Genomic DNA, 20,483 nt, shown 5'->3' on the forward strand with positions numbered 1-20,483 from the left:
CGAGCCATTCACAAGGCAGGGTAAGCGGTAATGACTATCGCTGGAATACCTGACTTATACACGCACCGTTAATGCAAATGACAGGATGTTATATGCAAACACGGCAACTCTTGCATAAATCCCCAGGCCGGATAAATTTTAATTTATCCCTAGCCAATTCCCTGCGCTCCGTCTATCGCTCAGGTGGACTGAAGCGCTCAAGAGTATCGACGCGAAGCACCGGGATATCTGGCTGCCACTCAATATCTTTTAATACAAGAACTGCAGGCGTTAATTACAGTAATTAAAAATATAATTACTTTAAATAACATTACGACTGATCAGAAAGTCACCGATCAGATGCAGTTATGTATTCGCCATTACTGTTGACGTTTTTCCGACGTGCTCTGGCAATACGCCATATGCAATCACGGTAATGATATAGCCAACTCTGGCCGAATTGAGGGGCAGAGCCCATGTCCGAACAACCGAAGACACAAGCACAGCCGACCAAGGCGTCGCGAGTGACCGAGCTAGCGACACTGCTGTTCATGGCGGCATTACTCGTCCTGCTGATTTCCGAGTTACCTCGGGAAGTTTTCTCGCCACAATCGAAGAGCTTCATTCTGGCTATCGGCCTGATCGGTGCCTGGCGTTACTCATGGTGGTTTACACAGGCCATTCGCTCCGTCTGGTACAACCGACGCGTCTTTCCCCGAATGCGGGCCCAGGCCGACGCCGTCGGCGCGGAGCAGAAGCCGGATGCACTCTACATCCTGTGCACCTCCTACCGCATCGAATCCGACGTGACGTTCGCCGTTTATGATGCATTGATAAAGGATGCGGCACACTACGACGTGCCTACCACCATTTTTGCAGCGATCGCCGATCGCAGTGATGTCGACATCATCGATCACGTCATGTCGGACAACGGCTGGCCGAGTAACGTCGAGATCCGCTACATGTTCCAGAAAGGCGACGGCAAGCGCTCGGCAATGGCCGAGGTGCTACGTGCCATTTCCCGGCGCATGCCATCGCACCGGACGCTGGTAGTGACCATGGATGGCGATATTCGCATCGAGCCCGGTACCCTATCGCGCTCCCTGTCCTTCTTCCTGATGAAGGATGACCTGGGCGCCCTGACGACAAACAACAATTCCATCGTTACCGGCAATGACGTCACCAAGGAGTGGTACGACCTGCGCTATGCCCAACGCCACCTGGTGATGAGTTCCATGTCGCTTTCCGAGCGGTTACTGGTGCTGACGGGGCGCTACAGCGCCTTCCGCGCCGAGCTGGCAACGGATCCCGGCTTTATCGATCTGGTCGAGAACGACCACGTCGAACACTGGCGCTTCGGCAACTTCAAGTTCCTGTCCGGCGATGACAAGTCGACATGGTTCTGGCTGCTCAAGAACGGCTGGAAGATGCTCTATATTCCCGATGTCTACGTGACGGGCTTCGAGGAATTGCCTGACCGCAAGCGCTTTTTCAAATCCTCCATGGATCTCATGCGGCGCTGGTTCGGCAACATGTTGCGCACCAGTGACAGAGCGATCCAGTTGGGACCTCGTTCCATGGGCATGTTCACGTGGTGGAGCCTGGTCGACCAGCGACTCTCCATGTGGACGACGCTGATCGGTCCCTCCGTGGCCATCATGCTGACGCTTTTCGTGCGCCCGTCGTTCATCTTCGCCTACATGCTGTGGATCCTGTTCACTCGTAGCATGGCGACGCTGGTCCTGGCGGCGCAACGCGGACGCGCCAGCCTGTTGTGGGTGCCGCTGCTCTATTACAACCAGGTGCTGGGCGCCGCACTCAAGACCTATGTCAGCTTCCGCTTCAACCGTCAGAAGTGGTCACGTCAGGGGATCTCCGCCGGTGAGCCCGACGATTTCAAGGCAGCCCGTCGCCAGCGTCGCATGGGGCATGTCATGCATGGTCTGTTCATGGGAACACTGCTGCTGATACTGGCGATTTCGGTCGGTGTACTCGCGCCACCCGACCGGGTATCCATCGCCGCCATGAATGGCGATGAAAACCCTCTGGCCGAAGAGCGGCGGGACGAAACACGCAATGACGGTTACTGGGTAGCGCTGGCGATGAGCGACGCGCCCCAGGATGGCGAGGTCTATCTTCCCCCCGAGACGATCGTGCTCGGCTCCGAACTGACCGAGAAACTCGCTACCGTCGATCGGATCCGGGCAGCCTGGATATATGGGGCCGACGCGGCAGAGCCCACCATTCTGGAAGTCACCCCGGACGTCGCCGCCATCATTACCGACTCTCGTGGTCGGACATTGGGAGACATCGGCTCCCTTCGCTGCGATAGGCAGGCCGCTTGCAGCATGCACGTCAATGAAAGCCTCGTAAGGCTATCTGACATGGAAGTAAGGCTACGTCACGGCACCTGAACGTGGCGTTCCACAGGATGACTGGATCAAGAGATAACGCGAGGAGACCACGAACATGTCTGATCACACCCCTCCCAACGGTGGCCAGGAGACGCCTCGGCCGAACAATCAGGGCGGACGCGGAGCCGATGAGTCTTCGCGCATGGATGCCGCCCGTGAGGACCAGTTGGGCCATGAGCGCCGCGATGAGCGACATTTCATTCGCGTCCAGGTCCCTTTCAGCGTCAAGCTCGAAGATGGCCGCTCCTTCCAGGGTCACGACCTTTCCCTGGGCGGCTTCTCCCTGGTCAGCCAGGAGTCGTTCGATACCGGTAAGGTCGTTTCGGTCTCCCTGCTGATCACTGCAGGTACCGCGGAGCTGATCGTGCCGGCAGCCGCACGCGTCATCCGTGACGAAGCACAGGGCAGCCGCGACACGGTCGCCTTCGAATTCACCCAGATCGACCGACGCCACCGCGAGCTGCTGCGCCGCGTGATTCGTGCCCACCTCAGCGGCCGTTATGCCAGCGTCGAAGCGCTGCTGGACGAGGAGGACCCGCAGACGCCGCATAAGCGCCGGGCGGCACCCGCTGCCGACAAGCCCGAGCGTCATTCGAAGCCTTGGGGCCGCTATGTCGCGCTGGCTCTCGCGGCCATCGTGCTCTGTGCCGTCGCGGTGGCCACGGCCTATCGCAACTTCATGCTGATCGAGCCCGACTTTGCCGCTGTCACGGCCCCGCGCATCGACATCCTTTCGCCCGGCGCAGGTCAGCTGAGCGAACATGACCTGCAGGCCGGCGACCGGGTCGAGCGCGATCAGCCGCTGGCGCGAGTCAAGGACAGCGATCTGGAAACCGACCTGATCCTGGCACGAGCGGCACACAGCTACAACGCTCAGTTGATCGAAAACATGCGTCAGCGCTTCGACGATCCCAGCGTGCAGCAGGTCAGCATGGCACAGTCCACCACCCCTTCCGATGGGCGTCCGCCGAGCTTCGAGACCGTCTCGCCCGAGATCGCCAAGGTGCGTATCGAACAGTTCGAGACCGCCCGGGATTATGAGAATGCCCGCATCGACGCTCTCGAGGCTCGCATGGCCTCCAACACGATCTATAGCCCCTGCGAATGCCTCGTCGCCTGGGCGCTGAGTAGTGGTGGCGGGACCTATATCAACGAGAGCGACCGCATCATGACGCTCATTCGTACCGGTCCCAACGACGTGATGGTCGAAGCGCTGGTCCACATGGACAAGATTGGTGACATCGAGCCCCACCAACGTGCCTATATCGCGCTGCCCAACGCCTCCGAGCCCATCGCCGCTCGCGTACGCTCCGTGGCACTGGATGTCGAGCGCCAGCCCCGTGCCGGCTTCCCCGAGTGGGTCCGCCAGCAGCAGAACGTCGCCAGTGTGCTACTGGTCCCCGAGGAGCCCCTGCCCGCCACCATGGTCGGTGTACCTGTAGATGTCCGCTTCTCCGAAGCGCCTGTACTCGACGAGGCGGTCGAGTGGGTCTGGCAGGGTGGCCGGGCCGTGGCTCAACAGACGGCACAGCTGTTCAATGCAGCCAAATCCACGGTGTATGACGCGGTTCAATAACCGTGCTCAGGCCCCGGCTTCGGAATTTCTCGAAGTCGGGCCGGTCCATACACTGTCAATGATACTCAAGGAGTCCGTAATGCCACGCATCTGCTCCGGTCGGTTTCTCCGGCAAGCGTCGATGACAGGTCAGACGGCCCCAGACAAGCGATGCACGCCACTCATGGCGCTGGCCGTGACGGGGATACTCATGGGACTGTCCTCCTCCGCCTTCGCTGACGAGGAAAAGGATGACCTTTCCCGTCCTACCGTCGCAACCTGCTCGGCTCGCTACCCCCTGGTGGCCTCTCCTGCCCCGACTGCAGGCATGGGTGATCCCGAGCGGGCCATCGAAACGGGCTATCGGGCCGAGAAGAACTGGGGGCTCGACCGCAACGTCACCCTGCTCTCATCTGCGGAATCCGGCCTGAGCGGAACCGCCATGCGCGTTCTATACCCCAAGGGGACTTCGGCGCCCAGCGATCAAGGGCGCGGAGGTGCCGGCTTCTATGCCCGCCTCGACGATCTGCATGGCACCGAACGGGCCTGCCTGCGTTACAAGGTGCGTTTCGAGCCCGGCTTCGATTTCGTCAAGGGCGGCAAGCTACCGGGGCTGTACGGAGGAGACGCGCCCAGCGGCGGGGACGAGGTGACGGGAACCAACGGCTTCTCCATGCGCTTCATGTGGCGCCAGGATGGCCAGGGCGAACTCTACGAGTACGTGGTCAACAAGGATACGAAGTATGGCGAGTCCGTCGGGCGTGGCGAATGGACGTTCCCGACCGGGCAATGGGTCAGCGTGGAGCAGGAGATCATTCTCAATGACCCCGACAGGGAGAATGGAATCGCGCGCGTCTGGATAGACGGCGAACCTCAGTTGGAGCAGCACGGTATCGTCTACCGCACGACCGGCGACGTGACGATCGATGGCGTCATGTTCTCCACCTTCTTCGGCGGCCATGGCAAGGGGTGGCGCACCCCGCGCGATCAGGTCGTGGATTTCGGCGATTTCCAGGTCTATGCACCCGACCGCTGAGTGAGTCTGCAGGTCCAGCCCTGCAGCTCCCGGATAAGCAGCAGCAATCACTCAATGGAACGCCATCCTCGGCGGAAGCCGGCTTCGCGATGGCGTAAGATCAAGGATGATCGGCTATGCGTTTCATGCCCGTCTCTTTTTACAGCACGGTACGCTTCTTGTTGTGCAGCGTGCTGCTCGCGTCTTGTCTGTTCAGCGTCATGCCACAGGCCTACGCCCTGACCTACGAAGAGCGCCAGCAACTCGATCTCTCGGAGTATGTGGTCAAGAATCCCGATGCCTCCTATTTCGATGTCGACAAGCGTCTCGAGACACTGGCCAATACTCAGAATCCGTTGCTGCTGGGACAGATGGACCAGTTGCAGATCGGTGCCAGCTGCCAGCAGTTGCTGGAAATCCCGCCGCTGGATCAACGCATCCGCATGCCGGGTTTCTATCCCAGCCCGGAAGCCTGGCGTCTGGCGTCGGAGCCAATGTTCCAGTTCGAGGATACCGTCAGCGGCCTGGCAGGCTCCTTCATGTCCACCGGCGATACCTACTATGGCGAGTGCCTGATCCGTTTTCTCGATCACTGGGCCCAGTCCGACGCGCTGATGGACTTCTACTACAGGAGTGATGACCGGCAGGCCTGGTATGCCACGGAGTCGATGATGTTCGCCGCCTCCATGGCCTACTCCATCGTGCGCCCGCGGGTGGAAGGCATGGATGAGGAAAAGACCCGCATCAACGACTGGCTGAACCGCCTGGCGCACAAGCACTCCGGCATCGTTGGTGGTCTCAACGGGAGTTGCTGCAACAACCACTTCTATCGGCGCTCCATCTATGCCGCCATGATCGGTGTGCTGACCAACGATAACGAACTTTTCCGCTTCGGCGTCAGCTCGGTCTACTCGGCTCTCAACGACCTGACCCCGGAAGGTGCGCTCCCCCTGGAGATGCATCGCGGCCGCCGCGCCAGCCACTATCAGAACTATGCCCTGCTCTATCTGATCACGGCCATGCAGGTCGTTGCCCGCCAGGGCTACGATGTCTTCAATCTCGAGGTTGCCGGCCACACCATCAAGGATGCCGTCGATTTTGATATGGACGTCATCGAAGACCCCAGCGAGCTGAAGGGGTACGCCCCCCACGAGCAGTATCGCGGCTTTCTCGAGGATGGGCAGTACTTCTCGTGGATGGAACTCTATCTGACCCACTTCGACGACTCTCGTATCAAGGATTTCATCAGGAAGTACCGCCCCATCGACAACCGTGGCGCGGGGGGCTATGTCACGCTCTACTTCATGGACCCCGATGCCCAGCAGCAGGTGGTGATCAGCGACTCGGTCAAGGAGCGAGTCGACGTGGTGCTGCCCGATGAACAGGGATGAAGCCGGGCACGTGCAGACCGGCTGCCGACCCGGCCGAAGAACTCGGATAAGTCGTCATCCCCTGCCATGCCGGCCGCTCGACGCCGAGGGGCCGGCTTGCAGCATGGCCGAGGTCGGCCAGACATCAGCAGCACGGTAGAACCGAGGTTCGCAACAGGACGGAGAAGCATTTTCCTAGAGGCAGGCTCTGCCACGACGGCATTGTCCGGAGCCCTGCCAAGACAGCGAGGCATCACGGACAAGACCGCACGACCGGGACCAAAAAGAGTCGGCGGTACGCAGGGAACGCATCGGCATGAACGGCTGAACAGGCCGACAACCACTGGATCACAGGATGATCATTGCTATGCGTTCACCCAATGAACTTACGCGTTATCTGACGGGCTTCGGGCTCTGGATGGGAGTGGCGTTATGCAGCGCTCTCAGTGCCGATCCGGCTCGTGCACTCAGCTATGAAGAGCGCCAGAAGCTGGATCTCTCGGCGTACGTCGTCAACGACACCGATGCGTCCTACTTCGATGTGGACAAGCGTCTCGAGACATTGGCGGAAACGGAAAACTCGATCTTGCTCGGACAAATGGATCAATTACAGATAGGCCCCAGTTGTCAGCAACTGCTGGAGATCCCGCCCCTGGATAAGCGCATCCGAATACCCGGTTTTTATCCGAGCCCCGAGGCCTGGCGCCTGGCCTCGGAGCCGCTGTTCCAGTTCGAGACGACAGTCAGCGGCCTGGCAGGTTCTTACATGTCCACGCAAGATGTCTATTACGGGCAATGTCTGATCCGCTTTCTCGATCACTGGGCCCAAGCCGATGCCCTGATGGATTTCTATCATGCTCCCAGCGACCGTCAGGCCTGGTACGCCACGGAATCGATGATGTTCGCCGCCGCCATGGCCTACTCCATCGTCCGGCCTCGGGTGGAAGGCATGACCGAGGAGAAGGCTCGCATCAACGATTGGCTGAATCGCCTTGCCCACAAGCATTCTAAAATTCCCGGTGGCGAGGCCAGTTGCTGTAACAACCACTTTTACCGTCGTGCCCTTTATGCCTCGATGATCGGCGTTCTGACCAATGACGATGAACTTTTCCGTTTCGGTGTCAGTGCCATCTATTCCGCTCTGCACGACCTGACGGAAGAGGGCGGCATTCCCCTCGAGCTGTTACGTGGTCGCCGCGCCACGCACTACCAGAATTACGCCCTGCTCTACCTGATTACCAACATGCAGGTCATCTACCGCCAGGGTTACGACATTTTCAATCTGGAAATCGACGGGCGCACCATTCACGATGCTGTCGATTATGCCCTGACCATCATCGAGAACCCCGAAGCGCTAAAGGATTATGCACCGCACGAACAGTACCGCGGCTTCCTCGAGGACGGTCAGTATTTTTCCTGGGCCGAGATCTATCTTTCCCATTTCGACGACGCCCGTCTCGAGGACTTCATTAGACGATATCGCCCCATCGACAATCGCGGTGCAGGCGGCTACGTGACGCTCTATTTCATGGATCCCGAGGCGCAGCAACAGGCCGTAGTCACCGAGACGTCGGCCAACAGAACCGAGATTGTCGTCCCCGACGAGGAGTGATCTACACAAGAAATGCATGATGTCATGCAGGGAGCACCGCTTATGTCCGGACTGAAAAAAAACCGTCCCGCCAGGTTACGCATGATGCATACCGCACTGATCTCGGTCATGGCTGCGACCGGGCTGAACGGCTGCGCAGTGGGTAGCAGCCAGCGCATGGACGAAGTGACTGCGCGGCTGGACCCGCAATATTATGACTGGTTCGATGGCGGAGCGCCGGTCGAGATGAACGCTTTCGACTGGAATCACGTCGAATTCGCCCATCAGGCCCTGGCAGCCGGGAATACGCAAGAAGCCGTCGGCATCCTGCACGCCATGATGGAGCGGGGCTTCCCCCCGGGCTACTACGAACTTGGCCAGATGTACGAAAAGGGACTCGGCGTGCCCCGTGACCCAGCCAAGGCGGCCCAGTTGTATGGAGAGGCCCTCCGCCGCCCATCTTCCATTCTCGACAATGCTTCATTACGTCTGGCCAGACTGTATCGCGACGGCATTGGCGTGGAACATGACGACACTCTGGCTTATCTCCTCACGCGTCAGGCCGTCGACGCCGGCGGTGACGCCAATGCCAAACTGGAGCTGGCCGATATGCTGGTGGCCGGACGCGGCACCACGGCCAATCTCCAGGAAGCGCGTCTTCTTTACCAGTCCGCGGCGGAGGCTGGCAGTTCCCGGGGATTTTATGCTCTGGCGCAGGCGTACTCCCCCGGCGGCTGGCTGCCGGAGGACCAGAACAGCGCCAGCACGTACATTCAGCGCTATGAAGCCATGCTCGAGCCCCGCGCGCAGTCAGGCGACACTGGTGCCATGGCGCAGCTCGCCCGGCTATATGCCGATGATGGCCTGTTGCCCCGACCGGAGAGGCACCGTGACTGGTGGCTGCAGGCAGCCGAGGCGGGAGACACCGACGCTCAGGGGGAAGCCGGGGAGATCCTGCTGAACGAAGGCCATGCCGCACGCGGTTTGACGATGCTGCGCAATGCGGCCGAAGCCGGTGATGTCGAAGCCATGATGCACCTGGGCCGGGCCTATCAGGGGAAAAACGGTGTCACAGCCGACTCCGGTCAGGCCGTGCACTGGCTGGCCGAAGCCGCCTCGCGGGGGTCTGCCAGTTCGGCGGCCGCACTCGGGCGCATGTACCTGCATGGCCGTGGCGTCGGGCGCGACGCCGCCAAGGGGGTCCGCTATCTCGAGCAGGCCGTTGCCCAGGGACATGCCAGCGCCCGAGCCGATCTCGGTGAAGCGCTACTGCACGGCGACGGCGTATGCGCTGACCCCGAACGTGGCGTTGCCCTGCTACGCCAGGCAGCCCCGGGTAATGCCTCCGTCCAGTTGATCCTGGGTCGCGCCTATCTCGAAGGCACGGGCGTCCGACAGAGCAGCGATCAAGCACGGCGCTATCTCACCGGATCAGCCAATGGCGGAAACGCCTACGCCGCGCAGTTGCTCGGAGAGGCCTATCTGACAGGCCAGGGCATGCCGCAGGATGCCCAACAGGCCGATCAATGGCTTTCACGGGCCAGCCAGGCGGGGCGCCTGTCGGCACGCACCCTGCTGGGGCGGGCACTGCTGCGCGGCGAGGATGGCCTGGCCCAGGACATCGAGCGTGGCCGACAACTGCTACTCAGTGCGGCGGTACGCGGACACGCCGGTGCCCAAGCCACGCTGGGACGCGAGCTGCTGACTGGAGAACACCTCCAGGTGGATCGCGACCAAGGCGTCGAATACCTGGTCAAGGCAGCGCAACAGGGCCACCCTACTGCGCGCCTGGCCCTGGCCAAGGCCTATTTGTGGGCCAACGGGCTGGAGAACGCCAACCAGCAGCAGGCGCTACTGTGGCTGGACAAGGTCATCGATGGTGACAGTCAAATGGCGCTGGAAACCATGCGCCAGTTGCTCACCGGCAACGATTCAATGGCAATCACGATTTTATGAGACCGTAAGAAGCAACCGCACGGTGCCAACTGTCGAAGCCAAAATTGGCCGTCGAATCCAGGTTGGCCGTCGAAATCCGATTGGCATAAGCGGACCGACTCTTTCATGCTGATAGGAATCGCATTGTTTCGAGTCGCGCCGCTACACAACACCAAGGAAGGGATACCATGAAAGATCCGAGAAACTATCTTCGACACTCGCGCGGCACTGCCGTCCAGACGCTGGTCATGGTTACGGCCGTGGCCTGGCTCGGAGGGTGTGCCACGGGTGGCGGCACACACATGGACGAGGTGCATGCGCGTCTCGATCCCCAGTACTACGACTGGTTCGATGGCGGCACACCGGTGGAGATGAGCTCCTTCGACTGGAACCACATCGATTTTGCCCATCAGGCCCTGGAAGCCGGCAACACCCAGGAGGCCATCGGCATCCTGCAGGCCATGCAGGCCCAGGGATTCCCTCCCGGCTACTATGAGCTGGCGAGGATGTACGACGACGGCATCGGCGTGGCCCGCAATCCCGCCAAGGCCGCCGAGCTTTACGGGGAAGCCATCCGCACGCCCTCCTCCATTCTCGACAACGCCTCCCTGCGCCTGGCGCGCCTCTACCGCGACGGCGATGGCGTGGAGCGCAACGACACGCTGGCGTACTTCCTGATGCGCCAGGCCGTCGAGAACGGCGATACCGCCAGCGCCAGGCTGGATCTGGCCGAGATGCTGGTGGCCGGCCGGGGCACTGCCGCCGATCCCCAGCAGGCTGCGGAACTCTATCAGCAAGCCGCCGAGCTCGGCGGCACTCGAGGACTGCATGAGCTGGCCGAGGCCCACGCGCCCGGCGGCTGGCTCGAAGAGGACCCAGAACTCGCCCAACAATATGCGAAGCGTTATGCAGACGCACTTCAGGAGCCGGCTCAGGCCGGTGACACCCAGGCCATGGTCAACCTCGCCCGGCTCTACGCCGATGACGGTCTGCTCGGTCCGCAGCCCCAGTTGCAACGCAAATGGCTGATGAGAGCGGCCGAATCGGGCGACCCTGACGCCCTGGGCGAAGCCGGGGAGCTCCTGCTGTCTTCGGGCGACACCCAGCGCGGCCTGTCCATGCTGCAACAGGCGGCCGAAGCCGGTGATGTGGAAGCCATGACTCACCTGGGCCAGGCCTATCTGGGACAGGAAGGCGTTCCGCCGGATCCCGCAAAAGCGGAACGCTGGTTGAGCGCCGCCGCCGACCAAGGGGCGACCAATGCCGCGATCGCTCTCGGCCGCGCCTATCTCGCCGGCGACGTGCTCGGCCATGCCCCCCAACGGGGTATCGAGCTTCTCGAGCGTGGCGCTGAGCAGGGTGATCCACTGGCCTATGCCGTGCTCGGCAATGCCTACATGGAAGGCAATGGCGTTCCGGCCCAGCCTTCGCGTGCCATCGATTATCTGCAGCGTGGGCACGAGGCGGGCCACCCTTATGCCACCGCGCAACTCGGCGATGCCTATCTCGCCGGAGTGGGTGTCGCCCCGGATCCCGAACGTGCCGAATCCCTGCTTCGCGAAGCGGCCTCCCAGGGCCAGACGACCGCTGCCCGACGCCTGGGCGAAGCCTATCTGGAGGGCAACACGCTCCCCTTCCAACCCTCCGAGGCCGAACGCTGGTTGCGTCGAGCCGCCGATGAAGGCGACGTCACCGCGGCGACCAAGCTGGCCGACGCCTACCTGAGCGGTCAGCTCACCGATGGCCGGCCGGAGCAGGCTATCGCCATGCTGGAGAAATCCGCCAATCAGGGCGATGCCTACGCCATGGTGGTGCTGGGGCGCGCCTACCGCGAGGGGACCGGCGTGCCACGCGATTTCGCCAAGGCCAAGGAGTGGCTGGACAAGGCGCGGGCAGCGGGTCATCCCTCCGCCCAGGAAGCCCTGGCGCGAACCTACCGCGAGCAAGGCCGGCGCGGTGATATCGATGCCCTGCGTCAGGCAGCCGAAATGGGTGACGCCCCCGCCATGGCCGACCTCGGACGTGTCTATCTCGATAGAGGGAATTCCCGTCAGGCACGCCAATGGTTGCAGCGCGCTGCCAGCGAGGGACACGCGGGCGCGACCGCCACACTGGGCCGCATGTATCTGGAGGGCAACGGTGTCGCCAGGAATCCCGACAAGGGGATCCAATATCTGGAACAGGCGATTGCCCGCGGCCATAGCGGCGCCCGCGCCGATCTGGGCGAAATCCTGCTCAAGGGAGAGGGAGTCCCCGCCGATCCGGAACGCGGCCTTTCCCTGCTACGCAGTGCAGCCTCTGCAGGCAACACCTCGGCCAGAATGGTCCTGGGACAGGCCTATCTCACCGGCGACGGGGTCGATCAGGATACCCAGCAGGGCGTGAAGATGCTCAAGCAGGCCATGAACGCCGGCGACCTGACGTCTCGGTACTATCTGGGCCGCGCTTACCTGTATGGCGATTACGGTGTCCCGCAGGACGTCGACCAAGGTCTCGAACTGCTGACCCAAGCCGCCGACAAAGGCCACGTGGCCTCCATGGCCACCCTGGGCCGCGAATACCTGCGTGGCGATATTCTTGCTCAGGATCGTGACCGCGGCGCGGAATATCTGTTCCAGGCCGCCCAGCAGGGCCACCCCACGGCGCGACTGGCACTGGCCAAGGCGTATCTCTGGGCCAACGGGCTGGAGAATGCCAGCCAGGAACAGGCGCTGTTGTGGCTGGACAAGGTCATCGACGGCAACAGCCAGACGGCGCTGGAAATCATGCGTGAGCTGCTCACCAACGACAAGGCCATCGCGGCCGCGGCCGAACAGGCCAAGCAGATCTGAGAAGCTCTGTTTCCGCCCCGTTCAAGCGGGGCGGAGAACGCCGCATTCCTCTGCATCAACTGTACTTGGCACTCGGCTATACTTGGCTATGTGGCCCCGAGACGAAGAAGCCGGCAAATCGCCGGCTTCTTTGCGTCTGTCCTCAGCAGAGTGTCAGCAACGCTCATCCGAAGGGGTTGCGCAACACGATGGTCTCGTTGCGATCCGGCCCGGTCGAGATGATATCGATGGAAGTTCCCACCTGTTGCTCGAGATAGCTGATATAGGAGCGGGCATTGTTGGGCAGATCCTCGACACGCTTGATACCCAGTGTCGATTCGCTCCAGCCCGGCAGGTCCTCGTAGACCGGTTCGATGGCCTCATAGCCCTCGGAGTCGATGGGCGTGTCGAGCATCTCGCCGTCCTTGCTGCGATAGCCCACACACACGCGGATGTTTTCCAGGCCGTCGAGTACATCCAGCTTGGTCAGGCAGATGCCCGATACCGAGTTGATCTGCACGGCATGACGCAGCGCCACGGCATCGAACCAGCCACAGCGGCGCGCGCGCCCGGTAGTGGCACCGAACTCGTGCCCCTTCTCGGCCAGGTGGCGGCCGAACTCGTCGAACAGCTCGGTGGGGAACGGGCCGGAACCGACGCGCGTGGTGTAGGCCTTGGTGATGCCCAGCACGTAATCGAGATACAGCGGTCCCACTCCGGAGCCGGTGGCCGTACCCCCTGCAGTGGTATTGGAGCTGGTCACGAAGGGATAGGTGCCATGATCGATGTCGAGCAGCGAGCCCTGAGCCCCTTCGAAGAGGATATTCTCGCCCTGCTTGCGGATATTGTGAACCAGACTGACGGTATCGCAGACCATCGGACGCAACTCTTCGGCCATTTCCATGGCCTCGTCGAGGACCTGCTGAAAATCGACCGGCGCCTCGCCGTGATAGTGCTGGAGCACGAAATTGTGATAGTCCAGCACCTCGCCCAGCTTGGAGGCGAAGCGCTCGCGATGCAGCATGTCGCCGAGGCGCAAGCCACGACGCGCCACCTTGTCTTCGTAGGCCGGCCCGATGCCGCGACCGGTGGTGCCGATCTTGGCCACGCCGCGCGCCTTCTCACGGGCCTGATCGAGGCGCACGTGATAGGACAGGATCAACGGACAGGCCGGCGACAGGCGCAGACGCTCGCGTACCGGCACCCCCTTGGCTTCCAGCTCGCGGATCTCGCTGATCAGCGCCTCGGGAGACAGCACCACGCCATTGCCGATCACGCAGGTCTTGTCGTTGCGCAGAATGCCGGAAGGAATCAGGTGCAGAACGGTTTTCTCACCGTCAATGACCAGCGTGTGGCCCGCATTATGGCCCCCTTGGAAGCGCACGACTGCCGAGGCCGACTCCGTCAGCAGGTCGACGACCTTGCCCTTGCCCTCATCGCCCCATTGGGTGCCCAGTACGACTACGTTCTTGCCCATTGCTCTCGTCTCTTGAACTAAGGTCTTGACTGAAAGATGTCTGCGCCAGCCCGGCTCATTCCAGGGGTGAAACCTGCCATTCCGCGCCCACCTGCACCAGCTGGCGGTCGCAGCGGTGCGCTTCGGGACCGGTTCGCTGTCCCGGCAAGCCCTGGACGATCCGCTCGCCGGCGTTGCGCAAGCGCACTATGGCAGCCCGCAGCTCGGCGGAGTCGACGGCCGGTGCCCAGATCCCTTCGTGGGGCGGCTCTCGCTCGGCCAGCGACGCCAGCAGCTTGAGGTCCATGGAGAACCCCGTGGCCGGTCGCGCCCGCCCGAAGGCGCGACCGGTATCATCATAGCGTCCCCCCTTGGCCAGCGCCTGTCCATAGCCCGGGACATAGGCGGCAAACACCATGCCGGTGTGGTACTGATAGCCACGCATTTCGGCAAGATCGAAGTACATGTCCACATTGGGATGCTCGTTGGCCACGCCCTGACACAACGCATCGAGCTGATCCAGGGCCATGGCCACAGCCGCCGGGGCACCGGCGAACACCTCACGTGCCTGCGCCAGTATCTCAATGCCGCCGTGCAGACGCGGCAGCTCGGTCAGCATGTCCACCAGAGCCGGATCGCTCACGCCCTCGGTCACCAGACGGTCGACCTCATGATACGCCTTGCGCTCGATGGCCTCGAACAAGGCACGCTCACGTTCGGCCTCGATGGCCGCGGACTGGATCAGGGCCCGGTAGATGCCGATGTGGCTGAGAGCGAGGTGCACTTCCTGCGCTCCGGCCGCCGCCAGGCTGGACAGCGCCAGACGCAACACCTCGAGATCGGCCTCAAGCCCCGCATGCCCGAACAGCTCGACGCCCACCTGCACCGGGCTGCGCCCGCCCTGATGCTTGTCCGCCTTGGCACGCAGCACATTGGCGCAGTAGCACAGTCTTACCGGTCCCTGACGCCGCAGGGAATGCGCATCCATGCGAGCCACCTGCGGCGTGACGTCAGCGCTGGCCCCCATCATGCGTCCGGTGAGTTGATCGGTCAGCTTGAAGGTCTGCAGATCCAGATCAGTGCCGGTACCGGTCAACAGCGAGTCGAGGAACTCCACCGGAGGCGGCATGACGAGATCGTAGCCCCAACAGTGATAGAGATCGAGCAACGTCCGGCGCAGCTCCTCCATGCGGGTCGCCTGCGGCGGAAGCACCTCGTCCATGCCGTCGGGAAGCAGCCAGCGGTCAGCGATGGTCATTAGCCTGTCCTGCCAGAAATGGATGGCCTGTCAAAAGCCTGTCAAAAGAAAGCGATACCGGAGCCGTCCAAGAAAAGCTGTCCGGGAAAACACGCAGGCGGGCAAGGCGCATCGGGTCCGGACATGCTGAAGATATCCATCGCGACGACCTCACCCGGCACAAAAAAACCGGGCCACGCCCGGTCTCATGAGTCTATCACGTTTGGCCCCCGGGTGTACCCCGCGCGGGGTGTCCGGAGGCCAACGGGAGTCCTACTCCCCGGCCCCTTCCTCCGACCCCGCGCCACCAGGCGTCGGGCTGTTCAGATAGCGGAAGAAGTCGCTGTTCGGCTCCAGCACCAGCACGTCGTCCTTGCCGTTGAAGCTGTCGCGATAGGCATTGAGGCTACGGTAGAAGCGGAAGAACTCCGCATCCTGCTGATAGGCCTGCGCATAGATGGCCGCCGCCTGGGCATCACCCTCACCACGCAGCGTCTGCGCCTTGGATTGCGCTTCGGCGATCAACACCTGGCGGCGACGGTCGGCATTGGCCCGGATCTTCTCGGCCTCCTCCTCCCCTTGCGCCCGATACTCACGCGCCTCGCGGTGACGTTCGGTCTGCATCCGCGCGTACACGGCCTGCGACACCTCTTCGGGGAGATCGATCCGCTTGATGCGAATATCCAGAATGGCGATCCCCAGCTCCTCGCGCAGCAGCTCGTTCAGCGTCTGGGTCGGCCCCTGCATCAGATCGTCACGCTTCTCCGAAATGATCTCGGAGAGCTCGTAACGGCCGAACTGGTTACGCAGGCTTTCGTCAACGCGTGGTTCGATCAACCGTTCCGCGACCTGTTCGCTACCCGATGTCGCCTCGTAGTAACGCACCGGATCGACGATCTTCCACTTGACGAAAGAGTCGACGATGACCGCCTTCTTCTCCCGGGTCAGATAACGGCTTGCGTTGGCATCCAGAGTCAGCACGCGGCTATCGAACATGCGAATGGTATTGTAGACCGGCAGCTTGGCATGCAGGCCAGGTTTGATGTTGCCTTCCACCACTTCGCCAAAGCGCAGCTTGATGGCCCGCTCCGTCTCATCGACGATGTACAGGCTGCTGCTGCCCACCCAGGCGACAACGGCCACGCCGGCAACGATAAGTAGGGCTTTGTTGTTAATCATTAACGGCCCTCCCGACGGATCGTGTTGCTGCGCTGATCGCCAAGTCGCTGAATCACGTTCGGATCGACATTGCCGCTCTGCGCCCCGCTCATCTCGGTGCCGCTGTCATCGGCGCTGTCCTGACGCGCCTGGCTAGCCGCCCCCGTCAACTTGTCGAGCGGCAGCACCATCAGCGGACTATTGCGGTCGACATCGATCAGTACTTTGCTGGTATTGCCCATCACATCACTCAGGGTCTCGATATACATACGATCACGCATGATGTCCGGCGCACTGCGATACTCCGTCAGCAGGGAATTGAAGCGGTTGGTTTCCCCCTGGGCCTCGGCCACGACCGACTCACGGTAACCCTCGGCCTGCTCGATCAAGCGCTGGGCATGGCCCTGGGCCTGCGGAATGATCGCATTGGCATAGCCCACGGCATCATTGATGGTCCGCTGGCGATCCTCGCGCGCCTTGATCACGTCATCGAAGGCATCCTGCACCGGGTCGGGAGCGGACGTCGACTCGACGTTGACTGCCTGAATCTCCATGCCCAGCCCATAGCTGTTGAGATAGGTCTGCAAACGGCTGGAGACGGTGTCGGCCAGCAGTTCACGTCCCGAAGTCAGGATAGCGTTCATGTCGGTGCTGCCCACCACGTGGCGCAAGGCCGAATCGGCGGCGTTTTCCAGACTCGTCTCGGGGGTACGCACGTTGAGCAGATAGTCGCGCGGTTCGGCGACCTGGTACTGCACGGACATTTCCACTTCGACGATGTTCTCGTCCTGGGTCAGCATCGATTTGTTCAACGACAGCGAGCGCACCTGGGTCACGTTGACTTCGCGTACGTCATCGATCAACGGCGGGCTCCAATGCAGGCCCGGTCCGACCGTATCGAGATACTTGCCAAAGCGCAGCACGACACCCCGCTCGGCCTGATCGACGAGGTAGAAGCCCGACGCGGCCCAGATGGCGATCACCACCACGGCCAGCAGCCCCGGCAGGGCAAAAGTGTTGCGCCCGCCATGGTCGCCACCACCTCCGCCCGTGCCGCCACCGCCGCGCTTTCCACGGCCCCCGAGCATCCGGTTGAGCTTGTCCTGGAACTTCTTCAACGCTTCGTCGAGATCCGGTGGCCCCTGATTGTTGCCTCCGTTGCCGCCCCCTCCCGGACGACGTCCCCCGCCACTCCAGGGGTCCTGCTTGTTCCCACCACCACCACCACCAGGCTCGTTCCAAGCCATACGTTGTCTCCACTATGCGTTGATTGCGATGCAAGAGTCACCGCCACGTCCGGAGCGCCCTTCAGGCACGTTCCCACTCCGGTACGTCATCATCCTTGAGCGGTAAATAATCGAGCGCATTTTCCCCGAGTCGGGCCAGTAGCTGAAGAAAGTCTCGCTTCGGTAGACGGATATCCAGCAATATTTGGCCCTGCTCGTCAAATTGTTCTTCGCGTACGGCATTCAGCTCGTGCAATCCGGCACGCAGGCGCCCCTGTTCGGGGGGCAGCGTCAGACGGGTATCGAGAACATCGTCGGCCAGCAGCTCGCTCAGCGCCTGCGCCAGCAGCTCGAGTCCCTGGCCGTCCCGGGCCGAAAGCCAGACCACCTTGGGGAGCCCATCGGTGCCATGTTCGATACGCGGCGCCATGTCGAGCAGGTCGATCTTGTTCATCACCAGAAGGCGCGGCACGCTATCGGCGCCGATCTCCTTGAGCACCTCATCGACCTGGGCCACGTTGAGATCGCGATCGGGGTCGGCGGCATCGATGACGTGAACCAGAAGCGACGCTTCCGTAGCTTCCTGCAGGGTGGCCTGGAATGCCTCGACCAGCTTGTGCGGCAGGTGGCGAATGAAGCCGACCGTGTCGGCCATGACCACCGGTCCCACGTCCGGCACTTCGAGACGCCGCAACGTCGGATCCAGCGTGGCGAACAGTTGATTCGCGGCATACACCTCGGCACTGGTCACGGTATTGAACAGCGTCGATTTGCCGGCGTTTGTGTACCCGACCAGCGACACGCTGGGAATCTCGGCACGCTCTCGGGCGCGCCGGTTCTGGTCACGCTGCTTGCGTACCTTGTCGAGCCGCTTGTGGATCGACTTGATTCTCGCCCGCAGCAGGCGGCGGTCGGTTTCGAGCTGGGTTTCACCCGGCCCGCGCAGGCCGATGCCGCCCTTCTGGCGTTCGAGGTGCGTCCAGCCGCGCACCAGGCGCGTGGACATGTACTCCAGCTGAGCCAGCTCGACCTGCAGCTTGCCCTCGTGCGTCCTGGCCCGCTGGGCGAAGATATCGAGGATCAGACCGGTGCGGTCGAGAACGCGGCACTGCAGGACACGCTCGAGGTTGCGCTCCTGGGAGGGGGAAAGGGAATGGTTGAAAATGACCAGTTCGGCCTGGTGCAGCTCGCGCAGTTCGCGCAGCTCCTCCAGCTTGCCGCTACCGATAAAAGTCTTGGGATCGGGCCGGTGCCGGCTCCCCTGCAACAGGGTCGCCGGCTCGGCCCCCGCGGAGCGCACCAATTCCAGAAACTCACCTGGATCTTCGCGCTCCTGCTCGTCATGAAAATCGATATGGACGAGAACTGCCGTTTCACCGGCGTCGGGACGTTCGAAAAACAATCAGCGCCTCACGAATTAGCTGTCTTGGCCCGCCGGCGCATTGGGATCCTGGGCCGGCAGCCGCACGTTACGTGACGGAACGACCGTCGAGATCGCGTGCTTGTAAACCATCTGGCTGACGGTATTGCGCAGCAGGATGACGAACTGATCGAAGGACTCGATCTGGCCCTGCAACTTGATACCGTTGACCAGGAAAATAGATACCGGAATGCGCTCCTTGCGCAGAATATTCAGGTATGGGTCTTGAAGGGACTGCCCTTTGGACATTTCGCTCTCCCTAACTCTGTCTCTAGATTATGGTTCGTTTTCAGCATGACGGCCGTCACGGGGATGGCCCGTCTCAGTCTTTCACCGGGCGCTGCCCCCGGCATTTTACGTGACCGAGCATCTTACGCTAAGTACCGCTTGCGCGCACGATTTTCAGAACTTCACCCAAAGGATCTGCGCCGAGCGCATCGACCCAGAGTACGTCCTTCCAACTACGCAGCCAGGTGATCTGACGCTTGGCCAGTTGCCGGGTCGCGACAATCCCCCGGTGGCGCAGGGTCTCGTCATCGTGGGCACCCTCAAGATACTCCCACACCTGACGATAGCCTACACTTCGCATCGAGGGGAGCCCCGAATGCAGTTCCGGACGCTGCCTGAGCGCCGCGACTTCCTCAACGAACCCCGCCGCCAGCATGGCGTCGAAGCGTGCCGCGATACGCTCATGCAGCACACTGCGCTCGGCCGGCACGAGAGCTATGGACAACGTTCTCCAGGGAAAGTTTTCCGGTTGCTGTTCCTGCCACAGCTCGCTCATGGGGCGGCCACTGACGCGCTGGATCTCCAGCGCGCGCATCAGCCGCTGCGGGTCGTTGGGATGAATGCGCGACGCCGAGGCGGGATCGACCCGCTCCAGTTCGGCGTGCAGGGCCCCCAGCCCATCGCGCTCGGCCCAGGCGGCCAGCTCGGCACGCAACGCGGCATCGGCACCGGGCAGGTTGGCCACGCCCTCCAGCAACCGCTTGTAATACATCATGGTGCCGCCCACGAGCAGCGGGATCCGGCCGGCGGCGCTGATGGCCTGCATCTCGCGGTGCGCGTCCAGGCGGAATTCCGCCGCCGAGTAGGTCTGCTCAGGATCACGGATGTCGATCAGGCGATGCGGTGCCCGTGCCAGCTCTTCGATGCTGGGCTTGGCCGAGCCGATGTCCATGCCGCGATAGACCATGGCCGAGTCGACGCTGATCAGCTCGCAGCCCAGGCGTTCGTGCAGCGCCATGGCCATGTCGGTCTTGCCCGAGGCGGTCGGCCCCATGAGCAGGATGGCCAGCGGCCGGCGATCCCCCATGC

At 62.2% G+C, this 20,483-nt stretch carries 14 protein-coding genes; 7 read left to right on the forward strand and 7 right to left on the reverse strand.

Annotated elements, in window-relative coordinates; all coding sequences use genetic code 11:
* Positions 1-455 precede the first annotated feature (455 nt).
* The 7 genes from ACYQ12_RS12880 (at position 456) to ACYQ12_RS12910 (ending at position 12,690) form a co-directional block, all read left to right on the forward strand.
* Entirely contained in the window at positions 456-2,393 is a 1,938-nt protein-coding gene (locus ACYQ12_RS12880) for a glycosyltransferase (RefSeq protein ID WP_459872371.1), read from the forward strand.
* A gap of 55 nt (positions 2,394-2,448) precedes the next feature.
* Complete coding sequence (locus ACYQ12_RS12885; RefSeq protein ID WP_459872374.1) at positions 2,449-3,969, forward strand: PilZ domain-containing protein; 1,521 nt, start codon at positions 2,449-2,451, stop codon at positions 3,967-3,969.
* Between the two features lie 121 nt (positions 3,970-4,090).
* Positions 4,091-4,984 carry a polysaccharide lyase gene (locus ACYQ12_RS12890; protein WP_459872377.1) on the forward strand — a complete coding sequence of 298 codons (894 nt, stop codon included), beginning with the start codon at positions 4,091-4,093 and terminating at the stop codon, positions 4,982-4,984.
* Between the two features lie 116 nt (positions 4,985-5,100).
* Positions 5,101-6,354: an alginate lyase family protein gene (locus tag ACYQ12_RS12895; protein ID WP_459872380.1), complete on the forward strand. Its 1,254-nt coding sequence runs from the start codon at positions 5,101-5,103 to the stop codon at positions 6,352-6,354.
* 346 nt (positions 6,355-6,700) lie between these two features.
* Positions 6,701-7,945: an alginate lyase family protein gene (locus ACYQ12_RS12900; protein ID WP_459872383.1), complete on the forward strand. Its 1,245-nt coding sequence runs from the start codon at positions 6,701-6,703 to the stop codon at positions 7,943-7,945.
* Positions 7,946-7,987: 42 nt separating this feature from the next.
* Entirely contained in the window at positions 7,988-9,880 is a 1,893-nt protein-coding gene (locus ACYQ12_RS12905; RefSeq protein ID WP_459872386.1) for a tetratricopeptide repeat protein, read from the forward strand.
* Between the two features lie 167 nt (positions 9,881-10,047).
* Complete coding sequence (locus ACYQ12_RS12910) at positions 10,048-12,690, forward strand: SEL1-like repeat protein (protein WP_459872389.1); 2,643 nt, start codon at positions 10,048-10,050, stop codon at positions 12,688-12,690.
* Between the two features lie 163 nt (positions 12,691-12,853).
* Here ACYQ12_RS12910 and ACYQ12_RS12915 read toward each other — a convergent pair whose 3' ends face one another.
* The 7 genes from ACYQ12_RS12915 to miaA all read right to left on the reverse strand — a co-directional run bounded on the left by ACYQ12_RS12915 (position 12,854) and on the right by miaA (position 20,481).
* A complete protein-coding gene (locus tag ACYQ12_RS12915) occupies positions 12,854-14,146 on the reverse strand; it encodes an adenylosuccinate synthase (protein WP_459872392.1) in 1,293 nt (430 codons plus the stop codon).
* Positions 14,147-14,201: 55 nt separating this feature from the next.
* Positions 14,202-15,383, reverse strand: coding sequence for an ATP phosphoribosyltransferase regulatory subunit (locus ACYQ12_RS12920; RefSeq protein ID WP_459872395.1), 1,182 nt, complete (start codon positions 15,381-15,383; stop codon positions 14,202-14,204).
* A 252-nt stretch (positions 15,384-15,635) separates the two neighbouring features.
* Positions 15,636-16,541 (reverse strand): protease modulator HflC, encoded by a 906-nt coding sequence (gene hflC / locus ACYQ12_RS12925; RefSeq protein WP_459872397.1) that lies wholly within the window; start codon positions 16,539-16,541, stop codon positions 15,636-15,638.
* A complete protein-coding gene (gene hflK / locus ACYQ12_RS12930; protein WP_459872400.1) occupies positions 16,541-17,767 on the reverse strand; it encodes an FtsH protease activity modulator HflK in 1,227 nt (408 codons plus the stop codon). The genes hflC and hflK overlap by 1 nt, the downstream gene beginning before the upstream one ends.
* Before the next feature lie 61 nt (positions 17,768-17,828).
* Entirely contained in the window at positions 17,829-19,148 is a 1,320-nt protein-coding gene (gene hflX, locus ACYQ12_RS12935; RefSeq protein ID WP_459872403.1) for a ribosome rescue GTPase HflX, read from the reverse strand.
* Between the two features lie 15 nt (positions 19,149-19,163).
* The gene (gene hfq, locus ACYQ12_RS12940) at positions 19,164-19,415 is read right to left on the reverse strand and encodes an RNA chaperone Hfq (RefSeq protein WP_459872406.1); all 252 of its coding nucleotides are present in this window, start codon (positions 19,413-19,415) and stop codon (positions 19,164-19,166) included.
* Positions 19,416-19,542: 127 nt separating this feature from the next.
* Complete coding sequence (gene miaA / locus ACYQ12_RS12945) at positions 19,543-20,481, reverse strand: tRNA (adenosine(37)-N6)-dimethylallyltransferase MiaA (protein ID WP_459872408.1); 939 nt, start codon at positions 20,479-20,481, stop codon at positions 19,543-19,545.
* Positions 20,482-20,483: the final 2 nt, after the last annotated feature.

This window comes from Halomonas shantousis, from assembly GCF_054654615.1.